This window comes from Streptococcus mitis, assembly GCF_002005545.1.
In the GTDB taxonomy this organism is placed as follows: Bacteria; Bacillota; Bacilli; order Lactobacillales; family Streptococcaceae; genus Streptococcus; species Streptococcus mitis_I.
This window is the reverse complement of record NZ_LBMT01000001.1, coordinates 352,743-365,856: the sequence shown is the minus strand read 5'-3', so window position 1 is coordinate 365,856 and position 13,114 is coordinate 352,743. Positions and strand designations below refer to the sequence as shown.

Sequence of the window (13,114 nt, the reverse complement as noted above, 5' to 3'; positions counted from 1 at the left end):
GACCTAAAAGTACAGAGAAACCAGCAAGGATAGTGTTCGCAAGCCGTGGTTGGAGTTTTTCGGTAATAAACCCTTTACCCAGCACCCCGAGCGAGCCATCAGCCAAGCAGACCAACTGCTGGACTACAAGAGCTGGTCCGAGGAGGACAGGAGAATGTTTAGTGAACAACGCAGGCGTGAAGAACAAGCCTTGTTAGCACAGGACTATGCTTTGGAACAAGCTGAAGAAAAAGGTTTAGAGCGTGGTCTTGAACGTGGTCGAGCTGAAGGTATTGAACAAGGTTTAGAGCGTGGACTTGAACGAGGAAAAGTTGAAGGAAGTTTGTCTATGCTAGTAAATCTAGTACGTCAAGGTCTTCTGACTTCCGAGATAGCAAGCCAGCAATTAGACATGACCGTGGCTGAGTTTGAGGCCTTGTTGTAAGTAGAAAACGATGACATGTTGCCGAAATGAGGTAGCATGTTTTATTTTTGGTTCATGTGTTTTACGGATAATTTTTTCTTATGCAGTGCAAAAATAGTTTGTTTCACCCATCAAACTTATTTATTTTACTACCAATCCTATATGAATGCGCTATCTTTATGGATGGAATTAAAACAAAAGCAAATTTGTTATAAAAACATGTGAATTATTTATTTACAAAAACAAGAAAATATACAAAACTAATTTATCTGAAAATTCCTTACTTTCCCAAAACGCTTTTTTTTTTTGCGAAAATTTTAAATCAAATCATTTGCATATATATTGAAAATAAGATAAAATGTAAATTGTAGATCTCTACATACAGGTGTCATGTGGAAATCAAATTAATTAACCTTACAAAAGGAGAAAAGAAAATAATGGAAAACAAACCATCTATGAGTCGTGTTGAACGTCTGCACCGTGAAAAGGTCACTCGTTACTCGATCCGTAAATATAGTTTTGGGGCGGCTAGTGTAGCCGTCGCTGCTCTTTTCATGTTCTTAGGGAATGGAGCTGTATCTGTTCAAGCGGATCAAATCCAACCTGTCCAACCTGGAGACACAGCTACTGCGCCAGCAACTCCAACTTTGGACAAGACCCAACTTGAAAGCTACATTTCAGAAATTGAGACAAAACTTTCTAACGGTTCTTACGATAACAAAACGGAAGAAAGTGTTGCAGTATTAAAAGCTGAACTAGAATCTGCAAAAGCTACATTAGCGAACGCAACTACTCAAGCTGAACTAAAAAAAGCTTACAGCAAACTTGTCACTACAGCAAACTCTAAATTAAAAAACAAACCTGTAGAGAAAAAAGAAACTCCAGCAGTAGATACAACTGAAGGTAAAGAAACTGTAGGTAAAACAGCAGAAAACACAGAACCTAAATCAGAATCTAACTCAATCGAAAACACAGGATCTAATGATGCTCGTAGCGGTAAAGAATTAGACAAAAACAATGCTTTCCGTACTGAAACTGATACAGAAAAGCCAAAAGTATCAATCGATTATGATGATGCAGCATCTCAGACTATTTGGGTAACTCCAACAGAAGAAACAAATATCACTGGACGTATCAAGATTACAGATAACAGTGGTAAGATTGTTAAAGGTTGGATGCAAAAAATGGGTGGTGGAACCGATACTAATATAGGGTATGGATTAAACAACTCTAATATTGATGGTGAAACAACAGCAACAGCTGACCAACCAGCGACACTTAGCATCACTGGAAAATTGCAAGATCGTCATCCTAATGGGAAACCATGGGTGAATGGTTCGACAGTAGTATCACGTAAAGTTCGTGCTAAAGATGCAAGTAACAATGAAATTGACAACGAAGGTTCATCTGACCCAGCATATCAAGTATTCTTCAAAATTCGTTCACAAAACGTAAAATACACAGAAGATTTAGCAAATAAAGCTGCAAACTTTGATAAAGTTGCGGTAGCTGATCCAGCACAACTTCAACAAGCAGAATTAGATAAAATTAAAGCTGGATTACAAGCAGGTGATGGAAACAACCTTAACGGTAAGATTGCTACAGTTACTCAATCAGGAGATAAAGTTGTTATTACTTATAACGATGGAACAACAGCTGAAAGACCAGTAACTGACTTCACACGTGTAAACCAAGCACCAACAGCGGAATTTCCTTTCTCCAATGCAGCAGCTAAAGAAATTTATGTTTACGGTGCAGAAGAAAACTCATTTGATATTAAAATCAAAGATGATAGTAAGAAAATTGTGAGTGCTACTTTAAACCAAGGTGGTAACAGACCTTTTGCTGAAGTTCCAGGTGCAACAAATAAAATTAGTACTCAATATGGATATACAGCGAATACTATTACTGCTGAGACACCAGCAACAGAAGCATCACCAGCAGTTATTACTTACTCAGGTACACCAGCACCAGAAGGGAATTTTACACAAGACAAACTAGATGCGGCGACTAGAGGAGAAACTCCTCCAGGTGTAGTTTTAGGATGGCGTTTCTTACGAGTTACAGACGCTGATGGAGGAGAAATTACAGGGAGAGCAACAGGTGCAGATGATCCAGGTTCTTTCGTTGTCGTACTTAAACCACAAACTCAAAAATATGATGTTACAAAACCTGAAAACGAAGCTGCTAAAGTACCAGTAGTTGATGCTAATCACGTAACAGATGCAGAGTTCGCAAAAATAGTGGGTGCAAATAATGCAAATATTAAACTTCACTATTCTAAAAAGAATGCAGATGCTAACTTAGTTGGGAAACAAGGTCAAAATGTTGACGATAAAGAAGCCAAGATTAAATCTGTTACAAAAGTAGATAACAATATGGTGGTAACGTATAAAGATGGATCTACAGATACATTACCATTAACTGACTTTGCGCTTACAAACCCTGCTCCAGTAGTCAATACAAACGCTAACGCTAGAAATACAGTTCTTTCAACTGATGAGGAATTAACAGGAACAGGTACACCTGGAGCAACCGTTAAAGTGACTGTTAAAGATCCAGAAGGAACAACAGTAATCTCAGAAAAAACAACACAAGTTGGAGAAGACGGTACTTGGAAACTTCCTTTAGATAAAGGATTGAACAGCAATGAAGCCTTACCAGGTGCTAGTGAAGCTGCAAGAGCATTCTATGCTCCTAAAAATAAAGTGGAAGTTACGCAAGTTGTTAATGGAGTATCCAGTGAAGCAACAGCGGTAACAGTATCAGAAGGGCCATCGACTATCCTGCCATCAGCAGCGGCAAAAGACGGTAAGAGCGTTGTAGCAGGAGCTAAAGAAGTTACAGTTACAATTCCGCATGATGCAGGTATTGCATACTTCTGGTATACAAACAAAAATGATAATTCTAAACCACAAATTGATATTAAACGTGAATCTGATGATAACTTTGTGATTTCTGGCAACAATGCTGGAAAAGCGACAGTTAAAAACGTTGTTAAGGGTAACTTCTCTGATACTGTTACACTAACATTAACAGAGCCAGTTAAAGAAGGTGCTAACCTAGAAATCATTCCTCACAACGGACTAGCTACCAAAGGTACATACTTAGGCAGAGCTAGCATTCCAGTAACTAACGAAGCACCGGTAGTATCATCAGCAACAGACTCAGATGTGACGACAGTAAATGCAGGGGGAACTGTAGATCTTTCAACTCTTGCGAAAGTAACAGACCATGAAGATGACCAAAATGCTACATTAGGAACAAAAGGTACACCAACAGTAGTATCTATCAATGGTGATACAAGTAAAACAACTCTTGAAGCAGCAGATTTAGCAACACCAGGAACATATACTGTTAAATATAAAGCAGTAGATAGTCAAGGTAAAGAGTCTGCTGAGTATACACATACTGTTAAAGTAAATCAAGCTCCAACAGTTGAACTTCCATACTCAAATGCTGACAAACGTCAAATCTATGTTTACACTGGTGAAAATACTGACTTAACATTCACAGGTAAGGACGAAACTGAAGTTAAAGACTTATACCTACGTGGACCAGGAGATGTAACTTGGAATAACACTACAGGATTTGGTTTTACAACAGGTAAAGTTGAAAATGGTGTGGTAACTGGCGATGGAACAGTCACTGCTGATAAGAGAACAGCTACTATCAAGATGACTGGAACTACAAACCTTAAAGCTGGCCAACAATGGACAAGTTTCATTGAATCTAAAGATAGCAATGATGCAAAATCAATGACAGGCGCAAACTATAATGCTGAAACTGATGACGCAGCACGTCAACAAAAACCAGGATACGTTCAATTCGTTGTTAAATCTCAAACAGATAAGTACGATATCAAGGCACCGACAGAAAAAGTTGCTGTAACAGATCCAGCTAACGTTACAGAAGCAGAATTAGCTAAAATCAAAGAAAAACTACAACTTGAGCACAATAAGAATAATGACGATGCAAATATCTCAAAAGATGCTCCAGTTACAGATAAAGATGATAAAATTGCTTCAGTAACAAAAGATGACCAAGGAAATCTTGTAGTAACATACGCAGATGGTTCAAAAGACACAAGACCATTATCAGAGTTTGTAACTCTAGACAAACAACCTGCTATCGATGCGGTTAATAAAGCAGCTGACAAACAAATCCAAACTATCAATGATAACGCAGCAGCAACTCAAGAAGAAAAAGATGCAGCAATCGCTAAAGTAAATGCAGATAAAGCTAAAGCTCTTGAAAATATTGCTAACTCTAATGCTACAACTAAACCTGAGTTAGATAAAGTAGAAAAAGCAGGAACTGATGCAATTGCAAAAGATAACCCAGTAGTATCTGCAAAACCAGCAGCTAAGAAAGCAATTGATGATGCGTTAGCAGCTAAAAACAAAGCAATCGATGCTCGTCCAGATTTAACTCCAGAAGAGAAAACTAAAGCTAAAGAAGCAGCAAAAGCAGCAGCTGATAAAGCTAAGGAAGCTGTCGATGCAGCAACAACAGATGCAGAAGTTACTAAAGCTAAAGAAGCTGGAGCTAAAGCAGTTGCAGATGTAACTCCAGTAGCCAAAGCGGAAGCTAAGAAAGCAATTGCAAAAGCATTAGAAGATAAAAATAGCGAAATTGATAAGCGTACAGACTTAACTGATGAAGAAAAAACAGCAGCTAAGAATGAAGCAAAAGATAAAGCTGACGCTCAATTAGCTGAAATTGCTAAACAACCGGATGCAGCAGCTACACCAGCAGCAGCTAAAACAGCTCAAGATGTAGTAGATGCAGCTAAGGAAACAGGTGTAGCTGAAGTTACTGCAGTAAATCCAGTAGCTAAAGCTAAACCAGAAGCTAAAAAAGCAATTGATGATGCGTTAGCAGCTAAAAACAAAGCAATCGATGCTCGCACAGATTTAACTCCAGAAGAGAAAACTAAAGCGAAAGAAGTAGCAAAAGCGCAAGCAGATGTAGCTAAAGATGCTGTTGATGCAGCAACTACAAATGCAGCAGTTGATAAAGCTAAAACAGATGGAACTACAGCAGTTGCAAATGTAACTCCAGTAGTTAAAGAAGCGGCTAAAAAAGCAATCGCAGATGAATTAGCAGAAAAAGAAAAAGCAATCGATGCACGTAAAGACTTAACAGATGCAGAGAAAGCAAAAGCTAAGGAAGAAGCACAAGCGAAAGCAAAAGAAGCAACAGACGCTATTAACAAGCAGCCAGATGTAGCAACTACACCAACAGCAGCTAAAACAGCACAAGATGCAGTAGATGCAGCTAAAGCTAAAGGTGTAGCAGATGTTAAAGCTGTAAACCCAGTAGCGAAAGAAGCAGCTAAGCAAGCAATCGCAGATGAATTGGCTAAGAAAGTTGGAGAAATCGATGCACGTCCTGACTTAACTGACAAAGAAAAAGATGCAGCTAAGAAAGATGCTCAAGCAAAAGCTAAAAAAGCGACAGATGCTATTAACGCACAGCCAGATAACGCAGAAACACCAGAAAAAGCAGCAGAAGCACAAACAGCAGTAGATGGTGCTAAAGATAAAGGTGTAGCAGATGTTAAAGCTGTAAATCCAGTAGCGAAAGAAAAAGCTAAAGAAGAAATTGCAAAAGAGTTAGCTAAGAAAGAAGAAGCAATCGACGGGCGTAAAGACTTAACTGACGAAGAAAAAGCAGCAGCTAAGAAAGATGCGCAAGCGAAAGCAAAAGAAGCAACAGATGCAATCGACGCTCAACCATCTATCGCAGAAACACCAGAAAAAGCAGCAGAAGCTAAAAAAGCAGTAGATGGTGCAAAAGATAAAGGTGTAGCAGATGTTAAAGCTGTAAATCCAGTAGCGGCTAAGAAACCAGAAGCTAAGGAAGCAGTAGATGCAGCTCTTAAAGCTAAAGTAGACGCAATTAACGCACGTGAAGACTTAACTCCAGCAGAAAAAGATGAAGCTAAGAAAGCAGCAGAGAAAGCAGCAGATGATGCTAAGAAAGCAATCGATGCAGCAACAACAGATGCAGCAGTAGATGCAGCGAAAAATGCTGGTACTGGAGAAGTTGCGAAAGTAAATCCAGTAGCGAAAGAAAAAGCTAAAGAAGAAATTGCAAAAGAGTTAGCTAAGAAAGAAGAAGCAATCGACGAGCGTAAAGACTTAACTGACGAAGAAAAAGCAGCAGCTAAGGAAGAAGCTCAAGCTAAAGCGAAAGAAGCAACAGATGCGATCGATGCTCAACCAGCTAATGCAGAGACACCAGAAAAAGCCGCAGAAGCTCAAAAAGCAGTAGATGGTGCAAAAGATAAAGGTGTAGCAGATGTTAAAGCTGTAAATCCAGAAGCAGTAACTAAACCAGCAGCCAAGAAAGCAATCGAAGATAAATTAGCAAAACAATTGGAAGACATTGCTAACACTCCAGATGCTACTGATGAAGAGAAGAAAGTTGCAGCAGATGCAGCTAAAGCTCTAGCAGAAGAAGCTAAGGAAGAAATCGATAAAGCTGGAACAGATGCAGAAGTTAAGCAACTTCAAGAAAAAGCTGAAGGTGAAATTGAAAAATCTGTACCAGTTGTAGAAGATAAACCAAATGCTCGTAAAGCAATTGATGAAGAAGCAACAGCTAAGAAAGCAGAAATCGATGCGCGTAACGATCTAACTCCTGAAGCTAAAGCTAAATTAAAAGCTAAAGTAGATAAAGTTGCGGAAAAATCTAAAGCAGAAATTGATGCAGTAAGTAGTGTAGACGATGTTAATACAATAGAAGAGGCTGATAAGGCGGCTATTAAAGCAATTGGAGAAGTAAACAGACCAATTGATAAAGTATTAGTAAAAGATCCAAGTGCATTAACAGATGAAGAAAAAGCTAAAATCTTAGAAGAAGTTAAGAAAGTTAACCCAACAGCTAAAGAAGTTAAATATGATGAAAATGGAAACATCGAAGTAACAACAGAAGCTGGCGATAAAGGAATTATCAATCCGACAAAATTAGTGAAAACTGAGGACCAGTTAGATAACGGTAAAGGTGGAAATGACATTAACAAACCACTTGATAAAGTTATCGTAAAAGATCCATCGAACTTAACTGACGAAGAGAAAGCTAAGATTGTTGCTAAAGTTGAAGAGGTAAATCCAGATGCTATAGTAACGATAGATGAAAATGGAACTGTTTCTGTTTCTACTCCAGAAGGTAAAACTGCAGCAATTCCAGCATCAGAATTAGTAAGAACTAAAGAAGATACTTCTAACCCAGATGCAGGAAATAGTAAAATTGTTAAACCAGCAGACAAAGTAGCCGGTGAAGCAAATGATCCGGATGATCAAGCTAAAGTAGAAGAAAAATTAAGAGAATTAAACCCAGAAACTAAATCTGTTAAATTTGATGAAGATGGTAATGCGACAGTTACACTGAAAGATGGAACTACTGCGACAATCCCATCAGAAGATTTATTCAAATCAGAAGTAGATGCAACTAAACCAAATGCAGGAAACGACATCGTTAAACCAGCAGATAAGACAGTAGTAGCAAATCCAGAAAAACTTACAGACGCTGAGAAGAAAGCGATCGAAGATAAAGTTAAAGCTGTAAATCCAGATGCAACAGTAGTTGTAGATGATAAAGGAAATGCGACAGTCACAACTCCAGAAGGTAAGACAGCTGTAATTCCAGCAGCAGACTTGACGAAAGATCCAGAAGCTGCAACTAAACCAAATGCAGGTAACGACATCGTTAAACCAGCAGATAAGACAGTAGTAGCAAATCCAGAAAAACTTACAGACGCTGAGAAGAAAGCGATCGAAGATAAAGTTAAAGCTGTAAATCCAGATGCAACAGTAGTTGTAGATGATAAAGGAAATGCGACAGTTACAACTCCAGAAGGTAAGACAGCCGTAATTCCAGCAGCAGACTTGACGAAAGATCCAGCAGCTGCAACTAAACCAAATGCAGGTAACGACATCGTTAAACCAGCAGATAAGACAGTAGTAGCAAATCCAGAAAAACTTACAGACGCTGAGAAGAAAGCGATCGAAGATAAAGTTAAAGCTGTAAATCCAGATGCAACAGTAGTTGTAGATGATAAAGGAAATGCGACAGTTACAACTCCAGAAGGTAAGACAGCCGTAATTCCAGCAGCAGACTTGACGAAAGATCCAGCAGCTGCAACTAAACCAAATGCAGGTAACGACATCGTTAAACCAGCAGATAAGACAGTAGTAGCAAATCCAGAAAAACTTACAGACGCTGAGAAGAAAGCGATCGAAGATAAAGTTAAAGCTGTAAATCCAGATGCAACAGTAGTTGTAGATGATAAAGGAAATGCGACAGTCACAACTCCAGAAGGTAAGACAGCTGTAATTCCAGCAGCAGACTTGACGAAAGATCCAGAAGCTGCAACTAAACCAAATGCAGGTAACGACATCGTTAAACCAGCAGATAAGACAGTAGTAGCAAATCCAGAAAAACTTACAGACGCTGAGAAGAAAGCGATCGAAGATAAAGTTAAGGCTGTAAATCCAGATGCAACAGTAGTTGTAGATGATAAAGGAAATGCGACAGTCACAACACCAGAAGGTAAGACAGCTGTAATTCCAGCAACAGACTTGACGAAAGATCCAGAAGCTGCAACTAAACCAAATGCAGGTAACGACATCGTTAAACCATCAGATAAGACAGTAGTAGCAAATCCAGAAAAACTTACAGACGCTGAGAAGAAAGCGATCGAAGATAAAGTTAAAGCAGTCAACCCAGGATCTAAAGTTGTAGTAGACGATAAAGGAAACGCAACAGTAACAACACCAGAAGGAAATACAGCCGTAATTCCAGCAGCAGACGTAACTAAGTCAGCAGCAGATGCAGGTATAGCAAATGCAGGAAATGCAGTAAACACACCAGCAGCTAAGGTAGAAGTTAAAGATCCAGCCAAATTAACAGATGAAGAAAAAGCAAAAGTTAAGAAAGCAATTGAGGCAGTAAACCCAGGATCTAAAGTTGTAGTAGACGATAAAGGAAACGCAGCAGTAACAACACCAGAAGGAAATACAGCCGTAATTCCAGCAGCAGACGTAACTAAGTCAGCAGCAGATGCAGGTAAAGCAAATGCAGGAAATGCAGTAAACACACCAGCAGCTAAGGTAGAAGTTAAAGATCCAGCTAACTTAACAGACGCTGAGAAGAAAGCGATCGAAGATAAAGTTAAAGCAGTCAACCCAGGATCTAAAGTTGTAGTAGACGATAAAGGAAACGCAACAGTAACAACACCAGAAGGCAAAACAGCAACAATTCCAGCAACAGACTTAACTAAGTCAGCATCAGACGCAGGTAAAGCAAATGCAGGAAATGGAGCAAATACACCAGCAACTAAGACAGTAGTTAAAGATCCAGCTAACTTAACAGATGAAGAAAAAGCAAAAGTTAAGAAAGCAGTAGAGGATGTAAACCCAGGATCAACTGTAGTAGTAAATGATAAAGGTGATGTAATCGTTACTAAAGGTGATGGAACAGTATTAGTAATCCCAGAACTTGACTTAGTAATTCCAGAAGATAAATTAACTGATCCAACTCAACAAAATGGTGTAAATACACCAGCAACTAGAGTGTTAGTTGGAGATAAAGCTAAATTAACAGCTGATGAAATTGAAAAAGTTAAAGAATCAATTAAAGCAGTCAACCCAGGATCAACTGTAGTAGTAGACGAAAACGGAAATGCGACAGTAACAACTCCAGAAGGTAAGACAGCAACAATTCCAGCAGCTCAATTAGTTAAAGATGCTAAAGATGTTGCAGCTAAGAACAATGGTGAAAACATCAACGTTGACTTCGAAAAAGAAACAGTAGCAGACTTCAATAACTTAACAGATGCAGAAAAAGAAGCTGCAAAAGCTAAGATTAAAGGAGCAAATGCTGATGTAGTAGAAGTTATCTTCGACAAAGCAGGAAATGCAACTGTAATTACTAAAGATGGTAAAGTTTACACAATCGTAGCTAAAGATATCTTTAAACAACGTCCATATGTACCATCAAATGGTGGAGGCAATAACGGAGCTACTAACACTGACGCAAAAGTGGATAAAGCTAAGTTAGAAGGTGCTATTCGTCAATTAGATGAATTGATCATCAAAGAATCAACTAAGTTTGATGCAGAAACTGCAAAAGAAGCGAATGCATTATCAGCAGATGCTAAGAAAGTATTTGCTAATGCAGACGCAAGTCAAGCAGAAGTGGATGCAATGGTTAAACGTATCGAAGACTTCATGGCGAAAGTTGCTTCATCAACTGATCATGCAACTCCAGCTAACGACCAAGCTGCTCAAAAACCAGCTGTAGCCCCAGCTACTGCTCAAGCAGCAGCTAATGCTAGCCAAGAAGCAACAACAAACGCGCGTAAAGCAGCTAAAGAATTGCCAAATACAGGTACAGCAGATTCTACTGTAGCTATGGTAGCAGCTGCCGCAAGTGCATTACTTGGTCTTGGTCTTGCAGGCCGTCGTCGTAAAGAAGACGAAGAAGCTTAATTGGTAGATTGTTTGATAAATATCAGATGATAAATCCGATTTTCAAAGCTTAAGCAAGTACCTCTCATAAGAAAATCTCCTAGCAGGAAAGTCTGCTAGGAGATTTTTGCATTTCAGGAAGTGGACGGCTGACTTGGTAACCAGCTGAGGGTGAAAGTTAGTTGTTCAGCTTTTAGGAGGTCTTGGTGTTGAATAGTTGATACTAGAGTTGTGTCCAGTCGGCATTCTTTGACAAAGTTAAAATGGTTGTGGTTTTGCTCAGTATGAATATCTAGCCATTTACCTTCTTTAGCAAGGTAGATACGGAGGTGGTTAAAGAGAGGGATTCCGAGATCATAGCTTGGTTTTCCTGGACAGGTCGGATAAAAACCGAGAGCTGACCAGATGTACCAGGCTGAGAGACTGCCATTGTCTTCATCGCCAGGATAGGCTTGCCAGCTTGGGTGAAAGGCTTTCTGACGTAAGGTCTTGATAAGAAGGGCAGTGTAGTCAGGGTAATCGCTGTAGCGGAATAGATAAGGAATGTGGAAGCTCGGCTGGTTAGAAATGGCGAGTTGTCCAAAAGGAGCAGTAGCCATCTCGCTCATTTCGTGAATCTCGTAACCATAGCCTATTGTCTCAAAGAGGGGAGCATCTTGACAGGTTTTCAAAAGATAGTTGCTGAAGGTTTCTTTTCCACCCATAAGTTGGATTAAGTCTGGGATGTCGTGGAGAACGCCTAAAGTTGCTTGGATAGCTGAACATTCGGCATAATCACGTCCCCAACTATAAGGAGAGAAGTCAGGGCGGAAGTTGCCTTGATTGTCTCGCGCTCGCATGTAACCTGTCTCAACATCAAATAGATGGCGGTAATTTTGTGACGCAGTTCTATAAGTTTCCGCGATGTCATTCTGACCAAGTTTTTCGGCACAGCTGGCGATACAAAAGTCGCTATAGGCATAGTCAAGAGTGTGGCTGACGCTTTCGTGGTGGTCGGTAGAGAGGTAGCCCAGTTCTTGGTATTGGGCTAGTCCGTGGCGGCCATTGATGCCGAGAGGATCGGCCTTGCTGGCTGTTTCGAGCATAGCTTGGAGGAGTTCTTCTTCCAAGTCGGGAGCCATGTCCTTGCAGGCGCTATCTGCGATAATGCCGTCTAAAAGGGTACCTGGCATCATGCCCCGTTCATCTGGGGCTAGCCATTTTGGGAGGAAACCAGTATCGCGGTAGCTATTGAGAAAGCCTTCTAAAAAGCAGTGATAGTGTTCAGGTATGATAAGGGCAAAGAGGGGGAAGGTGGTCCGGAAGGTATCCCAGAAACCATTGTTACTGAAGAGAACACCGGGCTTGACAGTGCCAGTAGCCAGATCTTTGTGGATGGCTTGCCCTGATTCGTCAACCTCATAAAAAGTCTGTGGGAAGAGGAAGAGTCTGTAGAGGCAGTGGTCAAAGAAGGTTCGGTCAGATTCTCCTGTCTCTATAATATCAAAACGATGGAGGAGATTTTCCCAGTTCGCTTGTGCACTTGATTTACAGCTGTCAAAGTCTTGTTGAGGTAGATTAAGCAGTGCTTGAGAAGGAGAGATGAAAGAAGTCGCTAGCTGAATTTCAGCATGACTATCTGACAGGTCGATTCGCCAGTCTCCACCTTCTTGGCTGATAGCAAGAATATCCGTATTCATTTGCAGGACTGTGAACATCGTTAGTGGATTTTTGTTGGTTTCAGTTTTACCTTCTTGTCGCAGGGCAAGAGTTCGCTTATCTACTTGCTCTACTGTCAGTTCACCTGCTACGTGAAGATAGAGGGAGAGGGCTTTACCTTGCTTTTGCTCCAAATGAATAGAAGCACCATAGCAAGTCGGTGTAAGCTGGCTTTCAATCTGATAGCGCAGGGAGAAAATTTTCAGATAATGAGGTTGGAAAGAGGCCTTATCCATATCATAGGAAGACTGATGATGGAAGAGGCTGTCTCCACCTAGCTGGCCTGTGACAGGTGTCAGGAGGAGCCAAGAGTAGTCTCCAATCCAAGGGCTGGGCTGGTGGGTTAATCGAATCCCCTGAAAGATAGGCAGATGCGGATCGAAAAACCAAGAGCCCTCCTGGTCACTGGTCTGGGGTACAAAGTAATTCATCCCAAAAGGCACGCCTGTGTATGGCAGGGTATTTCCCCGAGAAAAGGCATACTTGCTGGCAGTTCCAAATCGGGTATCGATGCTTTCAAGTAGTGGTTTCATAG

The 13,114-nt window shown here is 40.3% G+C and carries 2 protein-coding genes and 1 pseudogene; 2 read left to right on the top strand and 1 reads right to left on the bottom strand.

The features are described from left to right. Positions 1-7: 7 nt before the first annotated feature. Both QS39_RS01795 and QS39_RS01790 read left to right on the top strand, forming a co-directional pair. Positions 8-424 (top strand): annotated as a pseudogene (locus tag QS39_RS01795) (RpnC/YadD family protein); the annotation flags it as partial. 416 nt (positions 425-840) lie between these two features. Further along, complete coding sequence (locus QS39_RS01790; protein WP_077804461.1) at positions 841-10,902, top strand: DUF1542 domain-containing protein; 10,062 nt, start codon at positions 841-843, stop codon at positions 10,900-10,902. A gap of 113 nt (positions 10,903-11,015) precedes the next feature. Here the strand turns inward: QS39_RS01790 and QS39_RS01785 are convergent, their stop codons facing one another. Further along, a complete protein-coding gene (locus QS39_RS01785) occupies positions 11,016-13,112 on the bottom strand; it encodes a GH92 family glycosyl hydrolase (protein WP_077804460.1) in 2,097 nt (698 codons plus the stop codon). Positions 13,113-13,114: the final 2 nt, after the last annotated feature.